The sequence below is a fragment of the Paenibacillus xinjiangensis genome, assembly GCF_059686975.1.
Genome location: NZ_JCAALS010000011.1, coordinates 100,244 through 126,532 on the forward strand (window position 1 = coordinate 100,244; position 26,289 = coordinate 126,532).

At 48.2% G+C, this 26,289-nt stretch carries 21 protein-coding genes; 1 reads left to right on the forward strand and 20 read right to left on the reverse strand.

The window, feature by feature from the left end; genetic code table 11:
• Positions 1 to 140: 140 nt before the first annotated feature.
• On the reverse strand, positions 141 to 683 hold the full coding sequence (locus AC6ESP_RS12960; protein WP_497097151.1) for a CDP-alcohol phosphatidyltransferase family protein: 543 nt from the start codon (positions 681 to 683) through the stop codon (positions 141 to 143).
• Positions 684 to 943: 260 nt separating this feature from the next.
• Between AC6ESP_RS12960 and AC6ESP_RS12965 the strand changes: the two genes are divergently transcribed.
• The gene (locus tag AC6ESP_RS12965) at positions 944 to 3,139 is read left to right on the forward strand and encodes an Ig-like domain-containing protein (protein WP_497097152.1); all 2,196 of its coding nucleotides are present in this window, start codon (positions 944 to 946) and stop codon (positions 3,137 to 3,139) included.
• Between the two features lie 397 nt (positions 3,140 to 3,536).
• Here AC6ESP_RS12965 and AC6ESP_RS12970 read toward each other — a convergent pair whose 3' ends face one another.
• From AC6ESP_RS12970 to AC6ESP_RS13060, 19 genes are all read right to left on the reverse strand, one after another.
• The gene (locus AC6ESP_RS12970; RefSeq protein WP_497097153.1) at positions 3,537 to 3,851 is read right to left on the reverse strand and encodes a DNA-directed RNA polymerase subunit beta; all 315 of its coding nucleotides are present in this window, start codon (positions 3,849 to 3,851) and stop codon (positions 3,537 to 3,539) included.
• Positions 3,852 to 3,865: 14 nt separating this feature from the next.
• On the reverse strand, positions 3,866 to 4,711 hold the full coding sequence (locus AC6ESP_RS12975) for a flagellar hook-basal body protein (RefSeq protein ID WP_497097154.1): 846 nt from the start codon (positions 4,709 to 4,711) through the stop codon (positions 3,866 to 3,868).
• A 30-nt stretch (positions 4,712 to 4,741) separates the two neighbouring features.
• Positions 4,742 to 5,608 (reverse strand): flagellar hook-basal body protein, encoded by an 867-nt coding sequence (locus AC6ESP_RS12980; RefSeq protein ID WP_497097155.1) that lies wholly within the window; start codon positions 5,606 to 5,608, stop codon positions 4,742 to 4,744.
• A 150-nt stretch (positions 5,609 to 5,758) separates the two neighbouring features.
• On the reverse strand, positions 5,759 to 6,760 hold the full coding sequence (locus AC6ESP_RS12985; protein WP_497097156.1) for a rod shape-determining protein: 1,002 nt from the start codon (positions 6,758 to 6,760) through the stop codon (positions 5,759 to 5,761).
• Positions 6,761 to 6,897: 137 nt separating this feature from the next.
• Positions 6,898 to 7,185, reverse strand: a complete 288-nt coding sequence (gene spoIIID, locus AC6ESP_RS12990; RefSeq protein WP_046231346.1) for a sporulation transcriptional regulator SpoIIID — start codon at positions 7,183 to 7,185, stop codon at positions 6,898 to 6,900.
• 173 nt (positions 7,186 to 7,358) lie between these two features.
• A complete protein-coding gene (locus AC6ESP_RS12995; RefSeq protein WP_497097157.1) occupies positions 7,359 to 8,102 on the reverse strand; it encodes a peptidoglycan DD-metalloendopeptidase family protein in 744 nt (247 codons plus the stop codon).
• Positions 8,103 to 8,167: 65 nt separating this feature from the next.
• On the reverse strand, positions 8,168 to 9,310 hold the full coding sequence (gene spoIID / locus AC6ESP_RS13000; RefSeq protein WP_497097158.1) for a stage II sporulation protein D: 1,143 nt from the start codon (positions 9,308 to 9,310) through the stop codon (positions 8,168 to 8,170).
• 102 nt (positions 9,311 to 9,412) lie between these two features.
• A complete protein-coding gene (locus AC6ESP_RS13005) occupies positions 9,413 to 10,603 on the reverse strand; it encodes an ABC transporter permease (RefSeq protein WP_497097159.1) in 1,191 nt (396 codons plus the stop codon).
• A complete protein-coding gene (locus AC6ESP_RS13010; protein ID WP_497097160.1) occupies positions 10,545 to 11,306 on the reverse strand; it encodes an ABC transporter ATP-binding protein in 762 nt (253 codons plus the stop codon). The genes AC6ESP_RS13005 and AC6ESP_RS13010 overlap by 59 nt, the downstream gene beginning before the upstream one ends.
• Complete coding sequence (locus AC6ESP_RS13015) at positions 11,303 to 12,658, reverse strand: efflux RND transporter periplasmic adaptor subunit (protein ID WP_497097161.1); 1,356 nt, start codon at positions 12,656 to 12,658, stop codon at positions 11,303 to 11,305. The genes AC6ESP_RS13010 and AC6ESP_RS13015 overlap by 4 nt, the downstream gene beginning before the upstream one ends.
• Positions 12,659 to 12,837: 179 nt before the next feature.
• Positions 12,838 to 14,304 (reverse strand): glycoside hydrolase family 32 protein, encoded by a 1,467-nt coding sequence (locus AC6ESP_RS13020; RefSeq protein ID WP_497097162.1) that lies wholly within the window; start codon positions 14,302 to 14,304, stop codon positions 12,838 to 12,840.
• A 24-nt stretch (positions 14,305 to 14,328) separates the two neighbouring features.
• A complete protein-coding gene (locus AC6ESP_RS13025) occupies positions 14,329 to 15,156 on the reverse strand; it encodes a carbohydrate ABC transporter permease (protein ID WP_497097163.1) in 828 nt (275 codons plus the stop codon).
• A complete protein-coding gene (locus AC6ESP_RS13030) occupies positions 15,156 to 16,040 on the reverse strand; it encodes a carbohydrate ABC transporter permease (RefSeq protein WP_497097164.1) in 885 nt (294 codons plus the stop codon). The genes AC6ESP_RS13025 and AC6ESP_RS13030 overlap by 1 nt, the downstream gene beginning before the upstream one ends.
• Before the next feature lie 88 nt (positions 16,041 to 16,128).
• Complete coding sequence (locus tag AC6ESP_RS13035; protein ID WP_497097165.1) at positions 16,129 to 17,451, reverse strand: ABC transporter substrate-binding protein; 1,323 nt, start codon at positions 17,449 to 17,451, stop codon at positions 16,129 to 16,131.
• A 174-nt stretch (positions 17,452 to 17,625) separates the two neighbouring features.
• Entirely contained in the window at positions 17,626 to 18,603 is a 978-nt protein-coding gene (locus AC6ESP_RS13040; RefSeq protein WP_497097166.1) for a LacI family DNA-binding transcriptional regulator, read from the reverse strand.
• Positions 18,604 to 18,861: 258 nt separating this feature from the next.
• On the reverse strand, positions 18,862 to 20,247 hold the full coding sequence (murA, locus tag AC6ESP_RS13045) for a UDP-N-acetylglucosamine 1-carboxyvinyltransferase (RefSeq protein ID WP_497097167.1): 1,386 nt from the start codon (positions 20,245 to 20,247) through the stop codon (positions 18,862 to 18,864).
• 311 nt (positions 20,248 to 20,558) lie between these two features.
• Positions 20,559 to 20,807: a DUF1146 domain-containing protein gene (locus AC6ESP_RS13050; RefSeq protein ID WP_497097168.1), complete on the reverse strand. Its 249-nt coding sequence runs from the start codon at positions 20,805 to 20,807 to the stop codon at positions 20,559 to 20,561.
• 39 nt (positions 20,808 to 20,846) lie between these two features.
• Positions 20,847 to 23,915, reverse strand: a complete 3,069-nt coding sequence (locus tag AC6ESP_RS13055) for a S8 family serine peptidase (protein WP_497097169.1) — start codon at positions 23,913 to 23,915, stop codon at positions 20,847 to 20,849.
• Positions 23,916 to 24,717: 802 nt separating this feature from the next.
• Positions 24,718 to 26,289 (reverse strand): NADH-quinone oxidoreductase subunit N, encoded by a 1,572-nt coding sequence (locus tag AC6ESP_RS13060; RefSeq protein WP_497097170.1) that lies wholly within the window; start codon positions 26,287 to 26,289, stop codon positions 24,718 to 24,720.

Sequence of the window (26,289 nt, forward strand, 5' to 3'; positions counted from 1 at the left end):
TCTTCTGGGAGGTATAAAATGTTTAGTTATGACTGAAACTATTATAGTCCTTCATGAAACTGCAGTTTGTGAAGGTTAAGATAAGGGGCTTAGCTGCCGGACCTGAAGTGTCTGAAGCCAAGCCCCTTTGTTCATGTTGGTTATTGTTGTGGGCCAATTGCATCGCTTTGCTCTGTATGCTGCTTGTTGAGCGCCAGGAACTTGAAGATATACATGATAGACGTGAAGAATGAGAAGGCAGTAACCGCCCACAAATAAGGAATGGCGAATGCAGCCCTGAAGAATATGAACATGATGGCCACATAAAAGAGTACAGTTGTCAGCTTCCCCATCCAATTCGCCGGCACCGTCTTCTTCCCCCTCAGGTGAAAAAACATGCCTCCAGCTATCATTCCCAAATCGCGCAAAAAGATCGCTGCTGCGGCAGCCCACGGAATGAGACCGGATAAGAGCAGCGACACAATAACGGTAATGAACATCAGCTTATCCGCGAGTGGATCGAGCATCATACCGATTGTAGTCACTTGCCCGGTCTGTCTCGCAATGTAACCATCCAAGATGTCAGTCATACCTGCAGCAATAACAACGAGAAAAGCAGGGATCATGTGACCCTGGGCAAAGATGGCGACATAACAAGGAATCATCACGAAACGCAGTGACGTCAATAAGTTCGGCAGATTCAAACGCGCACGCCCCTCTACCCGTAACAGATCTTCTACCAAGGTTCCCAACTATTATACAACTACCATTTCAAAATGAAAACATTAGCAGCTCCTCGGGCCTCTAGAAAAGTGCCATTCCCCTTCAACTTTTGCATCCTTACAAATTTTTCATGCATAATCTGACATTTTCCTTCATTTTCCGCTCCCTTTGGCCGTTACTAAATAGGAAGAGAAAAATTTCACAACAGAAAGGATAGGATTTAGTGAATTTAAGCTTACGCATGAACTTCTCGTTGAGAGAGACTCGGAGATGGCTCGCGGCGGCGCTCGCGTTCGTACTCATCATGACCTCAGCAGCAGGAATTGCCAATGCCGCAGACACCGTCACAGGACTTGAATTTGATTATGATACTTCAGACTACAATAGCAGTGCCAGTCAGCTCGAGATGTTCGTGGATGATGATACTGTGAATGTCACACTGATGGCTTCTATATCAGGTGCAGCAGCTAAGAAAGATGTAACAGCCAGCGCTACATGGAAAACAACCAACTCCTCCGCAGTAAAGGTGGACAAAGGTGTGCTTACCGGACTTGGCAAAGGCACGGCTACGATCAGCGCCACTTATGAAGGCTATACGATTTATATTAAAGCTTATTCCGATTATGTATATGATGACGTCGTACTATTAAATAAAGGCGCAGATGCCGGTAAAACCGCAACGGTGAACCTCGGCGACAAGCTGTCTTATACACTTGATGGCAAGAAGGGCACTGCAGCTGCTATTAATATTACTTCCGATGCGACTTGGACTTCCTCCAATTCTTCCGTAGCAACTGTCGAGGATGGAGAACTAACACTTGCTGGGATAGGAACAACGACGATCACAGCGAAGTTCAAAGGCAAAACAGATTCCATAGCGGTAACTGTGCAATCTCCTTACGAATCTATCTCCATTTCCTCAAGCAAGGCTACTGGGCTGACGTCCTTGGATTTGGAAGTGGATACGGATGATACTGTACTGTCCGCTATCGCTAAAGATAAAGCAGATTCCGACCATAATGTAACATCTGAAGCGACTTGGACAAGCGCCAATACAGCTATAGTGACTGTAGATAAAGGTGTCGTTACTCCTGTGGGGACAGGAATGACCACAATCACGATCGCTTATCTTGGTGTAAGCACTAAGATTGACGTTGTCGTGCGTACGCCTTATCAAGCACTCAAGCTTTCACCGGACAAAGAGTACCACATGCAGCTGCAGGAGACTGCTCTGCAAATCACGGCAGACGTATTGAACAATTCCAATGTTACATCTACCGTTACAGGTTCTGCAGAATGGACATCCTCCAACCCGCTCGTTGCAACCGTCGCAGAAGGCAAGGTTACAGCCAAAGGAATTGGAACGACTAAAATCACTGCAACCTATAAAGGACTAACGCGCAGTGTTCAAATCACTGTCTACCCTAGCATTACTGCGTTAAGCGTAGAGACTGAAACGCTCGACAGCTTCATTGGCGATAGCGAGAAGTTCCCTAAAGTAACAGCAACGACTTTCGACGGAGTAGAAGTAGATGTATCCAACCTGACTACTTGGACCTCCTCTGATGAAGAAATTGCTGTCGTAGAGAGCGGCAAGTGGACAGCCAAAGAAATTGGCGAAACGGTATTTACGGCAAAAGTACAGAACTACACGGTTGACGTCAAGCTAATCGTTCATGTTAAACCGCTTAAGCTTCTGCCTGAATACAAAGAAACAAGCGTCATTATAGGTAAAGAAGTGAATCTCCCTGCAATTACTGTAGTGAATGAAGATAGTGAAGAAGAGGATGTGTCCAGCTCGGTTAAGTGGAAGACAACTTCGGATAACATCGTTCTCAAAACAACTACGATGAGAGGCCTAGAGGCTTCCACTGTTACTCTTACCGCTACTTATTTGAATAAATCGGTAACCGTTCGAGTGAAAATCGAAGAGGAGATCGTCAAGCTGGTTGCAGAGCAGACGAAGATTGAGCTGTACCCAGGGCAATCCAAATCGATAAAAGTTACTGGTTATTATGCGAGCGGCAAAACCGTATCTCTTAGCTCCAAGATGGGCTGGACCATCAACCCGACGACACTTGCAACCGCTAAAACAACATCGGTTAAAGCACTGGCTGTCGGCTCCGGCAAGTTAATTGGTTCATACCAAGGCAAGACATTAGAAATTCCAATCGTCGTATCACCTAAGCTCAAATCGCTTACGCTATCTGAGAAATCGGCTAAGCTGAGCGCGGGGCAATCTATAACCATTAAGCTTCAAGCGAATTACACGACAGGCAGTCCTGTCGATGCAACGAGCAGTGCGGTATGGACAACCTCCAAATCCAGCGTAGCTACCGTTAAGGATGGTAAAATATCGGCCGTCAGCAAAGGGTCCGCATTCATCAAAGCGACCTTCTCCGGCAAAACCGTAACCTTCCGGGTGACGGTGAAGTAGGCTTCTACACCAATAACAAATAAGGCGGTACAGGGAACTAATCCTGTACCGCCTTATTTGTTATTTACTGCTCGCTCAGATTATTTCTTAGGAACTAAGAAATAACCTGCGATTGTGCATTCCTATACTTCCCTATCAGTCACTGCTCAGATATAACGGCGAAAATGCATGCTTTGGCTCGTCTAACTTCCTGTAGAGGCATTACAAGCTTAAATTACTGCATATTCGCAGGTTTATCCTCCATAACTATATAAAGCATAAAAGATAACTGCAGATTTGCATTCTTCTATAAGGAGCTCAGGTGTCTTCTAAAACAGCCCATATATCAAATAAAGAGCTTTCACCAATGGCGAAAGCTCTTTATTTGATATATAGACCTCATGTCTACAGCAATGTGCTATGTATCTGCGAATATCAGATCATACAAATGCTGCCATGTGGACCACTGGAACACTTCATTTCCTGGCTGATTGCCAAGAACGGTATAGCCAATATATAAACCCGCTACGAGCATGATGACCATGATAAGAGGAACGATGCTCCTCCGCAGTATCCAGAGAGTTATGCGTGCGCCTTTAGAACGCCGCTTCTTCCCGCTACCGGTATTACTGCCCTCGGGCTGTTCAGCCTGGACCTGCTCTTCCTCTTCTTGAATCCTCCGATTCCCTGATGCTCTTCGCAAGAGCTCCACCCGTTCATCGGTCATACTCATAACAATCACCCTATCTATCTGCGCAGAGTGTTCGCCAGCCCCATCATCGTATCACTTGATGTTAAAGCTCTGGAAGCCAGCTGGTAAGCACGCTGCACATTGATCAACTCCGCCATCTCATCGGTCAGGTTAACGTTAGACTGTTCAAGAGCGCCTTGACGAAGCGCAATTCCGTTCTCCCCAGTCGGAGTCACTTGCTGAAGCACGTCATTCACGTTAATCCCATCAGCTACCGTAAACAAATTATCAGCAACCTGCGTCAACGAAGCAGGACGTGTCGCTTGCATAAGCTTAAAGCTGCCAAGCTCCACAATGTCTCCGTTATTCGCAACACCTTGAATCGTACCGTCAGCGTTCACACGAAGATTATAGCCTTCAGGAACGATAATTGGACCCTCAACGGGAAGCGGTTCGCCCGGTACCACAACATTCGCCACGACCGGATAGCCCTCTGTCGTTGCCAGAATCGTATCACCGTTTGCATCCACCGTCAACTGAAATGCCCCATTACGTGTATAAGCACGGGTGTCGTTACCGTCCACAATGACCTCAAACAGCGCATTGCCTTCAATCGCGATATCACTCGCTACATCAGTCGTCTTCACTGTACCTTGCTCCAGATTAGGCTGGATCATAGACAGCTTCGAGCCCCACCCTTGATTGAAGTTAAGGGTTGTAAGCCGTCCTGGCTGGTTGAAGGCTTGCGGCTGCTGCTTCGTATTGTTGAGCAGATCCTCGAAGGTTGCTTCCTTACGCTTATAGCCTACCGTATTGACGTTCGCAATATTATCAGATAGCATATCCAGCTTCTGCTGTAGTCCATTCATGGACACCATCGCATTAATCATCGAGCTATTCATCGTGTGCCTCCCTTTTCCTGAGCCTGAGCGTTAAACACGGCCAACCTGATTAACCGCTTTGTCCAAGCTCTCATCATAGAATTGAATGACCTTCTGATTCGCTTCATAAGCTCTCAGCGCAGCCATCAAATCGACGGAGGATTGGGCTGCATCCACGTTGGAGCGCTCCACATAGCCTTGTCGAACCTCTACACGGTCATTTGCTGCGATAGGTGCAGTAGCATCCGCGTCACCTTCGAAACGGAACTTGCCGTCTCCTTCACGCACCAGCTCATTCGGGTTATCCACTCTCGTTATGAGAAGCTGTCTGCCTGTATCCACGTTCGTATTCGAATCCACGAAGCGGTTGTCACCCGTCAGCGTAAGGCCATCCAGACTAACTCCCGCCGGGAACTGAATCGGCTGTCCATCCGCACCAAGCACATTCGAGCCATCACCGGATACTAGAAAGCCGTCAGAGGTAAGGGTGAATGACCCCCCTCTCGTATAACGAATATCTCCTTCTGCATTCTGCAGAGTAAAGAAGGCTTGCGGCTGGAAGGTCACTTCACCATCTGCCGATACGAATTTGCCCGAAGCATCGAACTCCATGCCCGGCACCTCAAGATTGGACAGTAGAGCGAAGTCAGAAAAATTATTCGTCTGCATTAGATCACCTTGCAAATGGATAGACAAGCTCTCCTCAGCGAACACACCGGTGCTTAGCCTGCCGATCTGCTTGACCGATTCAGCCTCAACACCGGTTAATGACAGCAGCATCTCCGGAAAGGAACGGGTTACTGCGTTCGTCTGCTTATAGCCGGGTGTATTAATATTGGATATATTATTCGTCACCGTATCATGTCTGCGCTGCTGCGCAGTCATACCTGCAGCGGCAGTGTAAAGTCCTCGTAACATCTAAGGCGCCTCCTCGCAATCGTCGTAATTATAGCCGTTACAAATCTACTACTATTTATTATCGGCTTAACTCGCGACTACGGTAATAGCTTGTACCTGCGACCAATGACCCAATTTATCCTCTAGCATTGGTCATACGAGTACGAGCATCTAAACTCTTCTTTTCTTGCCAAGCTTGTCCAAATGATCAAGCAGAATGCCTGTTCCTTTGACAACACAATGCATCGGATCCTCTGCAATAAGGACAGGCACCTTAAGCTCAGTTGCTAGCAGTGTATCCAGCCCATCCAGCAGCGCTCCTCCGCCGGTCAATATGACCCCCCGGTCAATAATGTCCGCGGACAGCTCTGGCGGTGTACGCTCAAGCACCATCTTAGCAGCTGCTACTATCGACATAACGGGATCCCACAATGCCTCACGCACTTCCCCTGAACGAATCGTCAGCGTAAGAGGCAAGCCTGACACCATATCACGACCACGAATATCGATCTCATCCTGACGTCCATCCTCGTATACCGTACCAATCTTAATCTTAATGTCCTCGCTTGTCCGCTCACCGATAAGCAGCCTGTACTTATCTTTAATATACTTCATAATGGCCATATCGAATTTGTTGCCGGCAACTTTAATAGAAGACGAGGTTACCACATCGCCCATCGAGAGGACAGCGACATCTGTCGTTCCGCCGCCAATATCTACAACCATGTTGCCGCTAGGCTGGAAGATGTCCATGCCTGCTCCGATAGCCGCTGCCTTGGGCTCTTCTTCTAAGAATACTTCCTTCGCACCGCTGCGTTCAGCCGCCTCACGAATCGCTTTCTGCTCTACCGACGTAATATTGGTAGGGGCGCAGATTAGAATTCGAGGACGGCTGAACCATTTGCGGCCTTCAACACGATCAATAAACGCTTTCAGCATAATTTCTGTTATTTCAAAATCCGCGATAACACCGTCGCGTAGCGGACGAATCGCAATAATATTGCCTGGTGTACGCCCAACCATCCGGTGCGCTTCTTCACCAACGGCAAGCACTTTCTTGGTGTCGCTCTCAATTGCAACTACTGAAGGCTCATCGAGTACGACGCCTCTTCCTTTGACATGAATAGAAACATTGGCTGTACCTAGATCGATTCCGATATCCTTGCTCAGCATAAGGCTTAAGTCCTCCAACGAATAATGTATGCGTTACGTTCAAATTAGTTCCCATGACATAGAAACCGCTAACGTACATTATTCGTCAAAAATGACCAAAATCCTCTATTAAATATCCAAATAACGACTGGTTTTTTTCAAGTTTTACCAGCCGCCAATACCTCACGCTTCTTCGTGCTCGTCTTCTTATATTTAATCTTCGTTGCTTCTCCCCCTCTCAGGTGCCGTATCGATTTGTGATACTCGAGAATGTGCTTCACCTGGTCTGCCAGGTCGGGGTTAATCTCTGGCAATCGCTCGGTCAGATCCTTATGAACCGTGCTCTTGGAAACGCCGAACTCTTTGGCGATGGTTCGCACCGTATGCTTCGTTTCAACGATGCAACGGCCTATTTTAATGGTTCGCTCTTTGATGTAATCGTGCACGTTCCCGCCTCCCTACTCGAGATAGTTTGGTACATTATATGAGGGGAGTGGGTATATATTCTTTGTGGTCAAGCCTGACAAGCCTGTTTGGCCGAAAATTTTCATAAAAACATGAAACAGGCAGGGAATATATCCCTGCCTGTGGTTCCAAATACCTATTTTTCGCTGTTGTCTTATTGCTCGCCAATTGCAGTGTTCGGATTAATCGCTTTGCCGTTATCCATTACGGCAAAGTGAAGGTGTACACCAAGATCGCTCTCAAGATCGTTGCGGCCTGCTTTGGCAATGATCGTACCTTGCTTCACTTCATCACCTTCAGCAACTGTTACATTCGTTAGGCTTTGGTATACCGTAACTAAGCCGTCGCCGTGAGTAATTTCAATCGTATTGCCATTGGTTGGGTGCTGCTCAACAAGACTAACCTTGCCAGAGAGTGCGGCCATGACATCGAACGATTGATTATTCGGATCAACAAAGTCGATACCAAGATGCGCTGTGAACGAATTACCTGTTTGAACGAGCGCTGCCTCGCGCTCCTCTTGGCTGCCTTTGGCATCATAGAACGGAAGCTCTACTTGAAGGTCTGATTTGTTCGCTACCGGCCATGCCAGTTTCTCACCTTCTACAACGACGGGTACATCCACCTCTTCAGGTGCAGTGGCTTCTTCGTTACCTTGAGCGATCTCAGTTTGCTCGGCATTTTCTGTTGCTGTCGTTTCCTTGCTGTTGTCCGCTCCCTGATAGATCCACATTAAGGTTACGATAATTGCTGCCGCGGCCATAAATAATGCTGGCGAAACCCATTTCCGCGAGAACAGTCTCTTCACCCCGCTGCTAGAGTTTGCGGCAGATGCTCCTCCCAGTACATTTTTGGGAGTTTCTTCTGATCTTTGCTTTGGTTTGTTTTGATCATTCATCTCTATCACCTCACTAGCCATTGTTACCAGAAAGACTAGCTTTATACGTGAGGTGTTTACTATTTTTACAGAGGGTTCGAAAGCTTCGAAACTTGCTGGATTTGTGTGCCTGAATAATAGTGAGCGAGAATTTCTTCGCTGCTAGCACCCGCTTCAGCCATACCGTTCGCTCCCCATTGGCTCATTCCCACACCATGCCCGTAGCCGTAGGTCGTAATAGAGATAGAGCTCCCTTTGATCTTCCAAGTGAATTGAGAGGATGCAAGGCCCAGCTTCTCTCTCACTTCTCGTCCCGTGAAGGTTGTCCCTGCAATAGAGATCGTATCAATCCGGTTGCCATCCGTTCTCTTCACTAAATGGATAGTCGGCTTGGCTTTTCCCTGCCGCTTCAATCCCAGCAACGCATAGAAGGCGCTGAGTGTCAGCTTCACCGTTTCCTTATACCGTGGGGATATGGCTTCATCCCATGGGCTCGCCACACTGCGCAGATAGGGAATCTCCTGCTGCCAGTAATCCTCTGAATTTTCCGTATAGCCATTGCTAGTTGAGAAAAAGACCGCCTCGATCGGTTCCCCTTGATACGTAATTATCTTGCCTTCTGTTGCTTTCACAGCCTCCGTCAGCTTGTTCAAATTCGCTGCCCGCTTGTTCTCAGGCCACCTATCGACGAGACTGGTCAGCGGAACATAGACTTGATGATCCTGTGTATCGGTGACGTCAGCGTAAGCTGCTTCATCCGGCATTCCGCTGTGATCACCCCGCTCTAGTCTTCTAACAATATAGGTGCGTGCTGCAATAGCTTGTGCCTTCAGTGCCTCCAGCTCGAAATCTATCGGCATCTCGGCCGCGACGACACCTCGCACATACATTTCTAACGGCACTCGCTCTGTACGCTTGTCCTTCGTCACGTAGACGCCGACATATTGCTTGCTCCACGGGCTTATTGACGCATCCTGAGGCTGGGAGGGCTGGCTGGGCCGCTCTGGGTTAGTCAGCAAAGGCGCTTGCCATAACTCTTCGACAGGCGCCTCCTCAATGGCTGTAATGCTATTCTCTTGATTCATCCGATTACGATTATGCTGGACTTCCTTGAAGGCCAATTGGGTAAACCAGATAGAGACGCCCAGTAGCGCTCCGATACCAAATATAACCGCCCATTTGCCTTGCAGACGCGATACCACTGACTGTCCGCCTATTATTCGCCTCATCGTGCTCCTCTCCATCCAAGCTAACCTGAGAGAGCTCTCTCTCAATTGCTTCGTGATGGTTTATTCTATGAGCACAATTAATAGGCTAGAACCTGCTTCTTGCTAATCATGCCGTAATGCGTCGACAGGACGAAGACTTGCCGCTTTGTTCGCCGGCAAATAGCCGAACACTACACCGACCATTGCCGAGAATGCGAAGGATAGCAGCACCGTATTGCCAGGAACCTCTGTCTCCGACTGCATCACAAGGCCAATTACATAAGAGGCTGCGTAGCCGAGTATGATTCCGAGAACTCCCCCAAGACCACTTATGCAGACTGCCTCCACTAAAAATTGGAACAATATATCGCGTTTTTTGGCGCCTAATGACTTACGTATACCAATCTCACGAGTGCGCTCCGTAACCGATACGAGCATGATATTCATAATGCCTATACCGCCTACAACCAATGAGATAGCTGCTACATAGATGAGCTGTCTGTTCATCGTTTCATTGACCGAATTAAGAGTTTCCATAGCATCCTGCTGATTCAGTACCCGGTATGCATTCTCATTGCTGCGAAATTTCTCGTACAATACAGCTTCAATACTAGTAACCGTCCGATCCATATAGTCGGTGTCCGTTACTGTCAAATTAATCGTAGATACACCGGTCGTCTGAAATATTTTTTGCGCAGTCGTGACCGGAATTAGAATTTTCTCGTCATTAGAGCCTGTAAGCGAGCTCCCCTTCGATTCTAATAGGCCTACGATTGTAAAAATGTAGCCGTTAATCGTAATTTTTTTACCTACCGCTTCAGCTGGATCCTCGCCTTCGTCCTCGAATAGATCCTTCGCCGTCTGCGTGCCGATTAACACTACCTTCGACCTGTTATTTATATCGGGAGCCGCAATATAACGACCCGTCTGTACACTGAAATCTTTGACTTTCTCATACTCCGGTGTTATCCCTTCGGTACTTACAGATACGGAGGTCTTCCCATACTTAGCAGTAGCATTCGTGCTTGTTACCGGCGCCACCCCGCTTACATTCGAAATATCCGCCAGCTCAAGCGCTTCATCCACTGATAATGAGGTTACTGTTCCTCGCCCTGTTATCGTAACCGAGAGTGAATTGGGATTCCCTAGCGAGGATACTTGCTCCGCAACCTCATTAGAGGAGGCCTTGCCCATAGCTACTAGTGCTATAACCGTAGCAACACCAATGAGAATCCCCAGCATAGACAGGATCGTTCTAAGCTTGTTCGATAAGACGCTCTTGACCGCCATCCTGAGGCCTTGCGTAATTTTCATCGGTGCCCCTCCTTTTCTGCTCTGTTAATACCCCATCCCGGATAATAACCGTACGGTTAGCACGCTGGGCAACCTCCATGTCATGCGTAATCAATACAATAGTCTGACCAGCCCTGTTCAGCTCCTCCATCATGCTAAGCACTTCCATACCTGTTTTCGAATCCAGCGCACCCGTCGGCTCATCGGCCAGAAGCATAGGCGGATTCGTCGCAAGAGCACGGGCAATGGCTACCCGCTGCTGCTGCCCACCAGATAATTCATTCTGCCGATGATGAATACGATGGCCTAAGCCTACCTGCTCCAATGCCTGAAGCGCGCGCTGCTTCCGTTCCTTGGAAGAGAGCCCCCTATAGATCAGGGGGAGCTCACAGTTCTCAAGAGCCGTTAGCTTAGGGAGCAGATGATAGCCTTGAAAGATAAAACCGATTTTCTTATTGCGCATTTCCGTCAGCTTATTGTCGCTTTGTCCGGTTACTTCAACACCGTCGAGCTTATAGCTGCCATGATTCGGTACGTCCAGGCAGCCGATTATGTTCATGAGCGTTGACTTGCCAGACCCTGAAGGACCGACAATAGCCAGAAAATCACCATGGTTGACCGTTAACGAAACCTGATGCAGTATCGTCGTTTTTTCACGTGCCATCATATAGAACTTCTCGACATCCTTCATCTCAATCAAGGGACTTGGTGGTTTCTCAATCATCGCATACCACCGCCGCCCATGCCGCCGCTCATACCACCGCCACCCATGCCACTGCCCATGCCGCCGGTTGGGAACCCACCGCCGCCAGGGAATGTAATGGTCTCCTCTGTGCTTTCTGTTCCCATTCCTGATGCCCCTTGAGGAGTAGGAATGAGTACTTCATCGCCTTCTTCAAGACCAGATACAATCTCAACATAAGTTTCATCACTAATGCCTACTGTCACTTCCTTCATCTGACCGCCCATCGCATTCGCCATGCCGCCACGGCCGCTAGCAGCGCCTCCTTGACGTGCAGCTCCAGCTTGCCCTGCCTCACCTTGTGCTGCCGCTCCTGCGCCTTGGCCAGCTCCCGCCTCGCCTTGTGCTGCTGCTCCGCCGCCTTGACCTGCCGAGCCAGCGCCAGCTGTCCCACCACTTGTGCTAGGGGTGCGAACGAATGATTTGCCACCCATTTCAATAACAGCGTCGACCGGAACGAGTACGACATCTGTCTTCGATTCAATCGTAATATCAGCTTGTCCGGACATGCCTACCATGACACCTTCAATATCAGTAAGCAGTAGGCTTACATCATAAGCTGCCGAGCCGTTCGAGCTAGTCCCTTCTCGCGCAATTTCGGAGACGGTAGCTTCAATCGTACGGTCAGTAATTGCACTTAACGTAATTTGCGCAGTCTGCCCTGCCTTCAATGTAGGCACATCAAGCTCATCGATCTGCGTAACAAACTCCAGATGATTATAGTCAACGACCTCTGCAATAACCGTCTTAGCATCCACTTCATCGCCAACACTAATATCGCTGACCGTTACTTCACCATCAATAGAAGCGACCACTTGCTTCACTTCCTTCGCCTGCTCTTCATATATTTTACTCAGATCATCCTCATAATCATCGATTTGAGATTGAAGATCATCGATTTCATCTTTGATCGAATCTGTCATTTCCGCTTCATTCTCTGTACCGATAGCTGCTTTGTAATCCTCCTGCTTGTCGGTTATTTGCTCTTCGACCTTTGTAATGCTCTTCGCAATCGATTCGATCTGATCATCATAATCATCCGTTTCCTCAAAGGTCGCAATCACTTGCCCCTTCTTCACCGTATCACCTTCCTTAACAGAAAGTGTGGCAATTGTGCCGCTCTTGCCGGCTAATACTGTTTCTCTTGTATCGGCTGCGATGGAGCCTGTTCCACTTATGGAAACCTTAATATCACCCTTTGTCGCTTGTACCGTCTGAGATATTGGGCTGCTAACCGCTGCTTCTGTCTCACGTACGAAATAGTAGTAGTAACCCCCCCCACCCACGGCAGCAAGAATAATAATAATACCCAGCCATATCGTCCATTTCTTCATGTACTGTATCCACCCTCCATCGATCATGTATCTCGACGAATATATCATTGTTAAATGAACAGAAGATGAACAAGCCCGCAGGCTCCAGCTCCACAGGCAACGCAAAAAAATCGAGCAAAGATGCACATAAATGCGCTTCTGCTCGATTCACTATATGTGTATTGTACATTCTGACCAAGCTAGCCAAGTAACAGGTCCCATTTCTTGAACGAGACGATAGAGCAGGCTCCATCTGCGTAAGCTTGAATACCGAGCGATTCAGGTCCCGGATAGATTCGTCCCGTCATCACCTTCTCGCCATCTTGAAGGAAGACTTCAATAGAAGACTTGTCAACGAAGATCCGCAGCTTGAGCTGGCCTTCCTGCAAAGCTATCCGTGTATGGCGTTGCCCCCCAGGTCCAATGCCGGCCGCATCACGATTGAATGTGAACAGCTCGTCAGCAGGGGAATAGGACAACAGCGTTGCTTCATCTCCACTCACGCGCAGCTTAAGCCCGAACTCCTTCGACTGCTCTGCCTGGAACACCACTTCTAGTTCATAGCAATCGCCACTGACACCTAGATCAATTAAAGCTCCACTGCTCATTGCAATATCCTGCGTTTCAAATGCATGCGTGCGATAAGCAGCCAGTTCCTCCACAGGCCCAAAATAGAGCTTGTCTCCGCGCAATAGGACTTCCCTCGGCAAAGTCATCGCCCCTGCCCAGTAATGCCCATGCTGCGTCGGGATTTCTGTCTCCCAGGTTTCCATCCACCCTATCACGATACGTCTTCCTTTATCGTCAAGCGTTGTCTGGGGAGCATAGAAATCAAAGCCATAATCGACAGGCTCATATCGGTCATAATGAAACTTCCCCGTCACAAGATCAAGCTTGCCTAGCATGTATACGTTAGAGTGCAGATTATGATAGTCCAACCCTTGTGCAGGCATTCGCTGTGGTGACATGATGAGGACATCTCGCCCCTCTATCTGGAATAAATCAGGACATTCGAAGTTATCCCCCATATGCCCATCACTACGCATCATTTCGCCTGCCAACGACCAGCTGAGCAGATCCTTAGACTTGTATAAAAGAATTAAGCCGCTGCCCTTCCCATCATTCGTACCTAATACGGCATAATAGGAGCCGCCGCGTTCGAACACTTTCGGATCACGGAAATCCTTCCGGCTAATCGTAGTCGGAATCTGATCCACATCAATGACTGGATTACTCGCCACCTTTGCAAAATGAACCCCATCCTCGGATACCGCCAAATTCTGATTCTGTGTATAATCTTGATCCTTGTCCGGGCCTGTAACCAGATGTCCCGTATACATGAGGTATAGCTTCCCTTCGCGTTCAATAGCACTGCCGGAGAAGCAGCCATCACGGTCATAGGGCTGGTCAGGAGCCAGTGCTACAGAGAGATACTCCCAGCTAACTAAATCATGGCTCACCGCATGTCCCCAATGCATTGGACCCCACACAGGCTGGTACGGATAATGCTGATAGAACAAATGATATTGCCCATTATAATGAATAAAGCCATTCGGATCGTTCATCCATCCAAACTCGCTCATCAGATGATAGTTCAGTCGATATTCGTCCCGGAGAAGAAATTTTCTCTCCGCTATGAATTGATCTGCATTCTGAGTTGTGTACAAGATAAAGCATCCTACCCTTGCTTTTTATTTGATTGAACCCTGCATAACGCCTTGGATGATATATTTCTGTGCAAACAAATAAATGATCAGAACTGGTAGAATAGTCAGCATAAGCCCTGCCATCAGTGGACCGTAATCAACGGAATAAGTTCCAAAGAAATAGAAGGTTGATAGGGGAAGCGTCCGCTGCTCAGGAGCACTAAGTACCAAGGATGGCAGCAGGAAGTCATTCCAGATCCACAGGACATTCAGTATAGCAATCGTAACCGCTGTTGGCATCAGTACCGGCAGCACAATACGGAAAAAGGTCTGCGGTCTAGTACAGCCGTCGATTAACGCCGCTTCCTCAAGCTCGGCAGGAATGCTTTTGACAAAACCATGATAAATAAAGGTGGCAAGCGGCGCACCGAAGCCGAGGTACATATAGATTAAGGCCCATTTGCTGTTCAGCAAACCGAGAGAGCCGTATATTTTGACGAGAGGAATCATAATAGCTTGGAATGGGATAATCATAGCCGCAACCATCAGGAAAAATGTATATTGATTGAGCTTGCCTGGATTTCTCACGAAGTAATGCGCTGTCATAGCAGCCAATACACCAATGACGACAACACCCACAATCGTAATAATTAGTGAGTTCGAAAAAGTGGTCAAATAATTCATTTTGGAGAACGCATTCTGATAATTATCCCAATTCAAGCTGCTAGGGAAAGATAGCGGCTTAGAGGTGATCGCTTTATTTTCCTTGAATGAATTCATAATTAACAATAGAAACGGGAAAATGAACAGCACAAGACCTAAGAAGAGGCTGATGAACGACACGATGCCTGAACGGGATTGAGCTTTATCCATTACGCCTCCACCTCCATCTTCTTGCTGAAATACACTTGAAGCAGCGTAATTGTTGCGACGAGCAGGAACAATACGAAGGCTTCAGCTTGCCCCACACCATAATCTCTGGACAGAAAAGCCTTCTCATATACATGCATGGATACCATCTCTGTGCTCTTGAACGGTCCGCCTTTGGTCAGGGAAATGTTCAGGTCATAGACCATGAAACAGCGCTGCAGCGATAGGAAAATACAAACGATGAACGAAGGCACCATGAGCGGCAATACCATCTTTCTTAGTCTCGTCCATGCGTTAGCTCCATCAATGCTTGCGGCCTCTAAAATATCCTTAGGCACGTTCATGAGGCCAGCGACATAAATAACCATCATATAGCCTGCATACTGCCATACCGTTACAACAATGATGGACCAGAACGCTTTGCTTGGATCAGCAAGCCACGAAGTGCTGAACAACGGAATAGATAGCTGCTGCCCTACATAAACAAGCACATTGGAGAAAATAAACTGCCAGACAAAGCCTAATACGATACCACCGACAAGATTCGGAATGAAGAAGCCCGCACGGAAGAAGCTCTGACCTTTCAACCCTCTAGATAAAACATAGGCCAGTAAAAAAGCCGCAGCGTTAATTAAGAAGACACTGATGAATACATATTTAAGGGTCAAATAAAAGGATTGCCAGAATACTTTATCCTGAAAGACGGATATATAGTTCTGCAGGCCAACCAGACTGCTTGTCGTTGAAATGCCATCCCAATTCGTAAAGGTCAAATAAATGCCGTAGAGGAACGGAATAATCATGACAGACAAGAAAGCAAACAACGTAGGGCCTGTAAATAATAAGCGCAAGCGAAGCCGATTCCAAATTCCTTTTTCAGTTATCATCCATGATCCCTCGCTAACTTGATTGAAGACATACGATGAATCAGGCACGAAGCCTCATCCATCGTATATCGACTTTAATAACTGCTGATTACTTAACGGTTGTCCAATATTCTTGAATTTCCTTAGCCAGAACAGTACGATCGGCTACGCCAGCCAAATACTTCTGCATGGATGCGCCAAGCTTCGACCAGTGATCCGCTGGCAGCGTGCTGATTGAATCCTCAGTCTTACCATTGGAGATATATGATTGAATCGATTTGGACAGCGGGTCCTGCGCTTCCAGCGTAATGTTCTTAAATGCCGGAATAATGTTAGCCTTATTCACCAGAAAATCTTGACCCTTCTCGCTATATACCATCCATTCCAGGAAGGTTTTCGCTGCAGCCTGCTGTTCTGGGCTGTTCTTTTCTTTATCCAGAACAAGACGTTTGGACACCGCTGATGAAATTTGCGTATTACCGAAATCATCGGCGTTATTGCTTATCGGTACCGGCAGGAACCCGTACTGACCGCTTGCTGTATCAAAGCTGCTTATTTGCGGCCATGCCCAGTTCCCCTGGAACCAAATGCCTACTTCTCCTTTGCCAAGCACTTCTGGTCCTCTCTCATAGGTACCGGCAAGCGGTGAAGCTTTGTCGATGTTGTACTTCGCCATCACATCGAAGGTGTCCATTAAGCCATTAAATACTTGGTTAGCTCCGATATCGACCTGGCCGGATTTCAAATCTGCAATGAACTTGTCAACTGCTGCTGTATCTGAGGATTGGCCTGCATAGGCAAGCGGCAAATAATGCGCACCCAAGGACCAGTCCATAGGAGATACAATTAATGGTGCAGTACCGGATTCTTCAATCTTCTTGAAGAGGTCCTCTAATGCCTGCGTTGTCGTAATGGTAGCCGGGTCGAAGGTTCCTCCTACCGCTTTATCAACAACGACTTTATTGTAAATGAATCCGTAGCCTTCAATGGATAAAGGGAACGCGAAGTTTTTACCATCGAATGTCGTCAGATCCGTACTACGGTCTACCGCATCCGCCATCCACTTCTCGCCGCTTAAGTCTAGGATACGATCCTTAAACTTCTCTACATCACCGGTATCAAGCATTGTAATTGCTGCCGGATTTCCCGCTGCATACAAGGCAGATGCTTTCTCGAATGGCGATTGGCCCGCCGGCACAGGAATGATCTCAAGCGTGATATTCGGATAATCTTCTTTAAAGGCCTTTGCTGCTTCCTCTAGCTGTGATTGAATTTCACCTTTGGAGTTAAGAAGGGAAATTTTAACAGCCTTGCCTTCGCCGGATTCTGCGGAATCCCCACCTGTATTCGTACCGGAATTGCCGCATGCGGATACCACCATAACGATAACAACCGAAATAATTATTGTGTGAAGCGCTTTCCAAGATCTCATCTGTAAGTCCCCCGATTCATGAGAATATTGTTTAATCAACTGAATGTAAACCGCTTTCATTGCCTATTATAAGTGAGAGAAAATAGTATGTCAATCGTTTGACATGTTAAACGATTGACATACTTTTAAAAAATAAAAAATCCCCGCTTCTATAAGGGATTTCGCTGACTTAAGTTAAGTCGTTGCTCGCTCCACTAATTCCACTTTCAATATGTTGTCCTTATCAAAGGCCTCATTATTCATTTGCTTAATAATAAGATCGACAGCTGTTTTTCCGATCTCTGCTATCGGCTGTTTGATTGTTGTGATCGAGGGTGTAATCCATTGAGCCGCATTCACGTCATCATAACCGATAATCCGAACATCCTCAGGTATCCGTCTGCCGGTCTTGAAGCACTCCTTCACAGCAAACGCCGCGATAATATCGCTTGTCGCGAATACGCCATCAATATCCGGATGCTGCTCGAATAACCCTTCCATAATACGTTCATATTCCACCTGATCGAACACATTCCTATCTGTTTGGACGATAATATGTTCAATCTGGCTAGCATCCATAACCTCTTTGAACGCTACCGTACGATGGTTCGAAAGCATTTGAAGCTCCTGATTACCACATATATGTGCGACTTTGACACAGCCTTTGTCAACTAGCAATTGAGCTGCCATCCTGCCTCCACTATAGTTATCTGAAGAAATATAAGGGATATCTGGACTGATCTGCCTGTCGATAGTCACAATAGGCGAGTTCAAATTCATATACTCTTCCACCTGCAGCGTGTGGCTCCCCATAATAATGCCATCTACCCGATTACGCTTAAGCATCTCAACATAGTCCTTTTCCTTGATCGGGTCGAGCTGGGAATTGCACAGCAGCAATTTGTATCCAAGCTCGTAGGCATAGTTCTCCACATGGTTAGTGAGCTCGCTAAAAAAAGGATGAGATACATTAGGAATAATCAATCCAATAACATTGGATTGCTTTCTGAGCAGAGAGCGAGCAATTTCATTGGGCTGATAGTTCAACTCCGACATCGTCTTGAATACTTTGGCTTTTGTCGCTTCACTAATATAGCCTCTGTTGTTCAATACACGAGACACCGTTGTAACAGAGACATTCGCTTTCTTAGCCACATCATGTATCGTTGCCATAATAACTCCTTTACAAAGAAACTTTCATCTGTCTCATTATAGCGAAACCTCTCCAATAAACAAACAAAAACGTTGCGCTCGGCACAAGAAGAAACGGCTTCTCCATCCTCTGCAAGAGGAGGGTTTCCGTTTCTCGTAGAAATAGAAGACTCCTTCGTGTAGAACATATACAGTCTTATATTTTGAAAAGAACCTTTTCCCTTAAGCCAGTTAAGGCTTTAGGGAAAAGGTTCTTTTCTTCCGTTACATTTCCTAGACCTACGCCCAGGTTGGTTGAATTTTCAGTACAGCTACTTCCTTCTCACGCTTGTAGGAGCTTACTGGCTCTGGCTCAACAGCAGCAACTGCAATCGCTGGAGCTTCGCTTTCTACAGTCGCTTCTGACTCTGTCTCTACCCGGCTTACGATAGCTCCAAGAGAAGCAAGCTTGCCGGTAATATTAACATAGCCACGGTCTACGTGATGAATGCCCGAAATTTCTGTATCGCCGTCCGCACGCAGCGCTGCGCAGATAAGGGCTGCACCCGCACGCAGATCTGTTGCCGTTACTTTGGCGCCTGTAAGCGGTACGTTGCCACTCACGATTGCTGAACGCCCGTCGACCTTGATCTGAGCGTTCATCTTGTGGAATTCTTCCACATGCATGAAGCGGTTCTCAAATACGGTCTCCGTAACGACTGCTGTTCCTTCCGATACGAGCAGCAGAGCCATCATCTGGGACTGCATATCTGTAGGGAAGCCCGGGTGAGGCAAGGTTTTCACATCAACCGACTTCAGCGTCGTGTTCGCTATAACACGAATACCGTTATCCGATTCTGTAACCTCTACACCCATTTCCTGAAGCTTCGAGATCACAGGGGTCAAATGATCACCAATAGCACCTTCGATGAACACGTCGCCGCCTGTAATAGCTGCAGCAATCATGAACGTTCCGGCTTCAACACGGTCAGGAATAACATTGTGCGTAACGCCATGCATGCGTTCCACGCCTTCAATACGAATCATGCCTGTTCCGGCACCACGAACTTTGGCTCCCATTGCATTGAGATAGTTGGCTAAGTCAACGATCTCCGGCTCTTTGGCCGCGTTCTCGATCGTTGTTGTGCCTTCTGCCAATGCAGCAGCCATCATAATGTTCTCTGTCGCCCCGACGCTTGCCACGTCAAGATATATTTTGGCGCCTTTCAGACGCGTACTTGTACTAGCCTCAATAAAACCATGTCCAAGTGTAATCTCGGCTCCCATTGCCTCGAAGCCCTTCAAATGCTGGTCAATCGGTCTCGTGCCAATTGCACATCCACCTGGAAGAGAAATACGCACCTTGCCAATACGAGCCAATAGAGGTCCCATCACAAGGAAGGATGCCCGCATTTTGCGAACAAGCTCGTAAGGGGCTTCATAGGATGTAATGGCTCCCGCGGAAATCCGCATCGTTTCATTGTTGTAAGTTAGTGTAGCACCTAAAGAAGCCAATACCTTCTGAATGGTCATTACATCGTCGAGGAGGGGAACGTCACAGATGACGCTATCTCCTTCTGCCGCAAGTAATGAGGCTGCCAAAATGGGAAGTACTGCGTTTTTTGCACCACTGACACGAACCGTTCCCGACAGACGCTGGCCTCCGCGGACGATAATTTTGGTCATCTTATAGTTCCCTCCGCGAACTGAATTTCTTACAGCTCTATTCAAGCTATCTTTTTGAAAAAATTGGTTTCCGACTCTTTATCCAACCCTCATCTTAACATTCATTTACACGAATCGACAAGCGTTAAATTATTTCCATTTATTTCTCTTGCAACTGCCACATTTAAAAGTGTACTGATGAGGAATAATACCGTCGAATAGGGTCGTCAGATCACGTTTGCAAACGAAAAATGGCAGTAATATATACCTATTCGCAGCTGTTTTTTATTTTCGTACCGTATAGTACCCATTGTTGACTTATTTCACATTTGTTATTCGACAAACGTCTTCAGCATCCTGGACCAGTTCCAGTAATCTAATATAAATCCTGCAAATAAATGACCGATTGCAACGGCAATAACCATCTGGAGCATACGCGCCTTCGGACTCCGCGGAAATTTGAAGAATGCTTCGAGCTTCACTTCCTGAAGAAGATACCAGATAAAGACAATACTAAGCAAGGTGACGACGATGGAGAATAGTCCCGTCATCCCTGTAGCTGCTTGCAGATCACTAAACATTTGTTCACTTGAGCTCATCGCTTGTGTTGTTTCCTTTCCTTACTTATATACTCGGTACAGCAATGTGGTGAATTCGGCTCTGCTTGCTTTGCCGCTTGGCTCATAAGTACCGCTATCCGTACCGGACACGAGCCCCTTCTGCTTCATCGCGTACAGCATAGGAGCCGCCCAGTGCCTTCTTGGAACGTCTGCAAAAGGCTTCACCGAGGGCTGGAGCGGTCTAATCTCATCGGCGGAGCCGATAATGACTGCCATCTCTGCTCTCGTGATTGGCTGCTCCGGCTTAAAGGTGCCGTCTGGGAAGCCTTTGATCCATCCCTGCTGTACGGCTTTGTACACGGCGCTGTAAGCCCAATGCTTCGAGTTCATGTCTTTGAATTGAACCTGCTTAGGTATGTTGAAGCTGATCGGCTTATACGCCTTCACCGCCATCACAACCGCTTCTGCACGGGTAATCGACCGATTCGGTTCAAAAACATAACTGCCAGTGCCGCTTACAATTTGCTTCTGATTCATGGCGACGATTGCATCCTTCGCCCAATGTCCGCCAATATCACGGAAGCCTGCAATAAGCTCATCTGCCACAATTCGCAAGCGGTAATACTGTTTATCGAACGGTTCATCTGAAGTAAGTTTAACATAATAGACGCCAGCTTCAAAAACCTTGCCGGTAATCTGAAGCTGTCCTGAGCTCCCTGTTTTGTTCGTGAACAGCAGCTTCTGCTTTTTATCGTATGCCTCTAGCTTCATTACCTTTCCTGACGGAATATCAAACAGCTTCATATCAACGATGCTCTTCTTATCAATGCGTAGCTGGAACCAGTCTACATCAGATGCGCTCCCCATAACGCCGACATACTCCGTCCCTGAACTTACCCGAAGCGCCTCATAATACTTGTCGTTCGGTTCATTCGGATCCTCATATTTCGGTACATACGACAGCTTAAGCGTATAGGTCCCAACCGTCGGACTAGCTTCGGAAGAGACGGCATTATGCACCCTGATATAATATTTGCCCGGCCTAACGGAAATCTCGGGCGTCTGCTCGGTCTTCCCTTCCTGCTCATCATCATATGTGATTAAAGTCTGTCCTGCCCTCTGAATAGCAAGCCCCGGATCAATTCTAACGCTATTCGTACTTAAGCGAACATTCAACGTTCCGCTCTGCGTGAAGTTAATGACGAACCAGTCACGATCGGCAGTCTGATGGAAGGTGCCATTGATCGTCTGGCTCCGCGGCTCGAGCGTGAACGCCTCGTACGACTTGTCATTCGCCTCATAGGCATCAGCCGCTATCCTGAAAGTCGCGGTCAGCAAATAAGGCAGATCAAAATCAATATCCACATTCATATGCTGAATGAGAATGAATTGACGACCTTTTTTCACTTTAAATTCAACATTCCTGCTCCCAAGCTTCGTCTCTGCCGAGCTTTGCTGCTTATCTCCTGCATAGTGAGATAGTCGAACAGGCGGTGCGGAGCGGCCGGCGGGGGTTAGACCCTCGAAGTGTATCTGCAGAACGCCATCATAAGGAGCTTCAATTGCATACCAGTCTCGATCTCCATCCTCTCCAAGCACAGCAGATATTTGCTTCTCTAGGGGAAACCGAGTGGCTTGGCTCCGATTCTCATTAGGCTCAAAGTTATCTGCCTTCCATGAGGTCGTTACTGCTGTGTGGATCTGCAGAAGTCCGTAGCCGCTCTGTGAATCGAACCCTGCCGCTCCAATATTGCGGGCAGTCTGTCGCAGCAAATCACGAACCTGATAAGGCTTAAGCGCTGGATAACGCGCCCACACGAGGGCTGCTGCGGCTGCCACCTGCGGCGCGGCCATTGATGTACCTTCTTCTTTCTTGTACTTGCCCCCTATTGCAGTCGTATACACATTCCATGGTGCTACTATATCCAGCTCTGACCCTGGATTAGAACGAGGATCTTGCGTATTATCCGAACGTACGCCGCCCACAGCAATAACTGTCGGGTAGGCCGCCGGATACTTCACACTGGCTTTCTCGCCATTCGTTACGCCGTCATTGCCTGCGGCTGCAACAAGCAGCACGCCCTGGTTCTCCGCATACTGAACAATATCCTGCATGTAAGGGGATTGCCGGTGGAGTCCGACAGACAGCACGACAATCTTCGCTCCTTTGCGAACGGCATACAGAATGCCCTCTCCAAGATCCTGCTCTGTGCCATCTCCTCTGTAATCCAGAGCTTTGATCGGCATGAGCTTCGCTCTCCACAAAATGCCCGAGCCTCCGATGCCATTATTGCCTAGGGCAGCAATAACGCCGGCTACACTCGTGCCATGCCCATTATCATCGTCTGCCGATTCATTCGGATCTACCAGATTCGTGCCCGTCACTAGATTCTTCTGCAGATCAGGATGATCCAGATCAATCCCCGTATCCACAATCGCGATGGTCAGATTCGTCTGATCACGGACAGTGTTCCAAGCCTCAATAGCGCCAATCTGCTTAAGATGGGACTGCTTCGACAGCTCCGGGTCATTCGCCTCCGCCTTAGCCGTTGCCGTTGCAGCTATCCGCTGTACAGGCGCAGCCTCTGGTGCAGGAGTAGCGGCGGCGGCCCGGTCAGCCTCAGGCTGAGGGTCAAGAGCAGGGGCGGCAGCTTGCGGCGCTAGCTCGGTTGGGTGAGCAGCGACGGGGGCGGATACGGCAGCGGACGGCGCTGAGTGGGCTGCATCGGCAGCAGTAACGGCCGCGGACGACGCTAGCTCGGTTGAGTGAGTAGCGGCGAGTGGGGTGGGGGCGTCCGTTGGCTGTGCGGACGGCTCGCCCAAGATGTGCACCGAATAATTCGGGTGCACATATTCGATGCCCGGCGTGCTGCGCAGCCGGTGCAGCCATGAAGCGATGTCCGTGCCCGGGTCAGCGGGCTGGACGAGCTCTACCGCCGCCTCACTCTGGCGGCGGAGCACATGCGTCCCGCGCAGAGCGTGAGCTTGCGCGGGGTCGCTCCATTTGAGGAGCCAGCTGTGCGGCTCCTCTTCCATTGCGGCAGCTGCGGCTGCGGTACGCGCCGCCGTCGCCGCTGTGTTCTCGCCAGCGGGGGCGACAGCCCCGCAGGCGAAGGCCGCCAGAAGCATGATGGCGGCTATTCTTTTATGTATATGAAATAGGAATGGGCTCATTCTATTCTGCCTTTATCTTCATATTTGAATTGCCATGTTGAGCTTGCAATTGTATAGATGTGTATACGTTCCAATAACTAGTAAAGTTCTCTTCCAGATCCTATATTTCCTTGTTTTTGACAAACAAAGCGACAAAAGGCCTAGTCTATAAGACTAACCCTTATATTTATACTGTGAAACATATTTATCTATTAAAATTATCGGACGGTTAGCTTTGCCGCATTAGATTAGCGCCATCACTTTCCTTATTCGTGAACTCATTTGCGCTAATCGGACACTCATACTTGCTCATCCTCGAATTAGAGTAATCATTTTCGTTATTCGGGAGCCTGCTTTCGCTAATATGGTAATTGATTTCTCTATCCACCTGAATGTCCTCTAATTCCTCTCATATAGCGCAATCTCTTTCCTTATTCGTGAACTTCATTTCGCTATGATACACTGAGGGCTACCCGCGGTATGATAGAACACTATATTCACTTTTGCTAACAAGGAGATACGTCACTCTATTCAGCTGGCCTATCCACATTTCTCCCAACCATGTACAAGCCGTTAACAAACCAAACAACACAGGAGCCATCCCCGCAGAAGCCCTGTTGCGACTCCATTGGATCAGCTCCCTCCCTACACCCATCTGTATCCAAAAATCACTTTGCTCCTGCCCTTGGCCCTGCTCTTGCCCTGCTCCTGCTCCTGCTCCTGCTCCTGCTCCTGCTCCTGCTCCTGCTCCTGCTCTTGCCCTGCTCCTGCTCCTACGCTAGTAGATGAACAAATCGCCTTTAATCGTGAAGACCATATCGATCCATTCCATGAGCGGCCCAGGCAGGACGCCAAGCACCAGCGTGCCAAGCGCGCAAATCCAGATAACGACGCCAATGGTTCGCGGGATAGGAATGCCATCATCGCCGGCGTTTGCACGCATGAACATTTGCCTGATAAAGCCGAAGTAGAAATAATAGGAGATTACGCTGCTCACTACCATAATGGCAACAAGCCAATAAGCCTTCGCATTCGCCGCACCTATTAAGATAAAGAGCTTGCCGAGAAACCCACCCGAGATAGGCAGTCCCGCCAAGGATAAAATAAAGATGACCATCGCTGCCGCTGTCCATGGCGCACGGTAATATAGTCCGGCGAAGCCCTTCAGCTCCTCATGGCCAGCCGCTCGGCTTACCACCTGGAAGACAGCGAAGGCTCCAATATTCATGAACAGATACGCAATCAGATAATAGACAAATTCCGAGAAGTTATTGCTGTGCACCACCGTAATTGATAGAGCGATAGGGACTAGCAAGTAACCTGCATTAGCTACCCCTGATAGAGCCAGCAGCCTCTTCACCTGATATTGACTCAGTGCTGCTGTCGTACCGACCAGCATAGCAGCAGCCGCTAATACCAATAAAGCGAAGAATACATCATCGCCCGCCTCTGGTTCAGTACCGCCGCTGCCCGATACATAGAAAGCGCTGCTGTACAAGATCCGGAACACGGCTGCCAGCGCAGCCCCCTTCGATATAACAGCTAGAAAAGCAGATACCGGTGTCGGTGCTCCCTGATAAACATCCGGTGCCCAAGCGTGGAACGGTGCAGCTGCGATTTTAATGCCGAACCCTGCGATTAGGAAGAAGAAGCCTACATAGATCAGAGCAGAATAATTCGCCATAGCCTCAGGCAGCGCCGACGCGAAGTCCCCTAGATCAACAGAGCCTGTCACTCCATATAAGTAGGACATTCCGAATAGGATGAACGCGGAGGATATGCCGCCCGTCACCACATATTTGAATGCGGCCTCTGCCGACAACACGGAGCGCTTGCGCAAGCCAACGAGCACATAGCTCGTAATGCTCAGCAGCTCAAGACCAATGTACAGGGTGACGAGATTGCCAGAGGAGGCCATGATCATCGCACCTATCACCGCCGGCAGCAGCAGGTAAAAGAATTCTCCTTTGTCGGTTACCTCCGCATCCTGTTTAATCGAGCCTAGTCCCATAAGAACAATGAAAGAGGTGCCTAGCAGGAATACAATTTTGAGCAGGCTCCCGAAGTCATCTATGCGATAGCTCGAGCCAAGCAGACTGACAGCCTCCCCTGCCTGAGCGCCAGCAGCCGTTAGATGAGGGTTCATATCCAGTAATTGACTGATGACGAGGATTAGCGATAGCAGCAGCCCTCCTAATGTCAGCACGCCAATCCACCTGCGGCTTATTCGGCTAGGAAGCAGCAGATCTACGATAATCAGCAGCACGAATACTGCGGCAAGTGATAGCTCAGGAGAAAGATAGCCCATATCCGTCCAAGTCAGCGGTACAAATGATACTCCTTCGTACAT

Coding starts and splice junctions, on each gene's coding strand:
- AC6ESP_RS12965 (WP_497097152.1), top strand. CDS start 944: ATGAACTTCTCGTTGAGAGAGACTCGGAGATGGCTCGCGGCGGCGCTC.
- AC6ESP_RS12970 (WP_497097153.1), bottom strand. CDS start 3,851: ATGAGTATGACCGATGAACGGGTGGAGCTCTTGCGAAGAGCATCAGGG.
- AC6ESP_RS12975 (WP_497097154.1), bottom strand. CDS start 4,711: ATGAATAGCTCGATGATTAATGCGATGGTGTCCATGAATGGACTACAG.
- AC6ESP_RS12980 (WP_497097155.1), bottom strand. CDS start 5,608: ATGTTACGAGGACTTTACACTGCCGCTGCAGGTATGACTGCGCAGCAG.
- AC6ESP_RS12985 (WP_497097156.1), bottom strand. CDS start 6,760: ATGCTGAGCAAGGATATCGGAATCGATCTAGGTACAGCCAATGTTTCT.
- AC6ESP_RS12995 (WP_497097157.1), bottom strand. CDS start 8,102: ATGAATGATCAAAACAAACCAAAGCAAAGATCAGAAGAAACTCCCAAA.
- spoIID (WP_497097158.1), bottom strand. CDS start 9,310: ATGAGGCGAATAATAGGCGGACAGTCAGTGGTATCGCGTCTGCAAGGC.
- AC6ESP_RS13005 (WP_497097159.1), bottom strand. CDS start 10,603: ATGAAAATTACGCAAGGCCTCAGGATGGCGGTCAAGAGCGTCTTATCG.
- AC6ESP_RS13010 (WP_497097160.1), bottom strand. CDS start 11,306: ATGATTGAGAAACCACCAAGTCCCTTGATTGAGATGAAGGATGTCGAG.
- AC6ESP_RS13015 (WP_497097161.1), bottom strand. CDS start 12,658: ATGAAGAAATGGACGATATGGCTGGGTATTATTATTATTCTTGCTGCC.
- AC6ESP_RS13025 (WP_497097163.1), bottom strand. CDS start 15,156: ATGGATAAAGCTCAATCCCGTTCAGGCATCGTGTCGTTCATCAGCCTC.
- AC6ESP_RS13030 (WP_497097164.1), bottom strand. CDS start 16,040: ATGATAACTGAAAAAGGAATTTGGAATCGGCTTCGCTTGCGCTTATTA.
- AC6ESP_RS13035 (WP_497097165.1), bottom strand. CDS start 17,451: ATGAGATCTTGGAAAGCGCTTCACACAATAATTATTTCGGTTGTTATC.
- AC6ESP_RS13040 (WP_497097166.1), bottom strand. CDS start 18,603: ATGGCAACGATACATGATGTGGCTAAGAAAGCGAATGTCTCTGTTACA.
- murA (WP_497097167.1), bottom strand. CDS start 20,247: ATGACCAAAATTATCGTCCGCGGAGGCCAGCGTCTGTCGGGAACGGTT.
- AC6ESP_RS13050 (WP_497097168.1), bottom strand. CDS start 20,807: ATGTTTAGTGATCTGCAAGCAGCTACAGGGATGACGGGACTATTCTCC.
- AC6ESP_RS13055 (WP_497097169.1), bottom strand. CDS start 23,915: ATGCTTCTGGCGGCCTTCGCCTGCGGGGCTGTCGCCCCCGCTGGCGAG.
- AC6ESP_RS13060 (WP_497097170.1), bottom strand. CDS start 26,289: ATGTACGAAGGAGTATCATTTGTACCGCTGACTTGGACGGATATGGGC.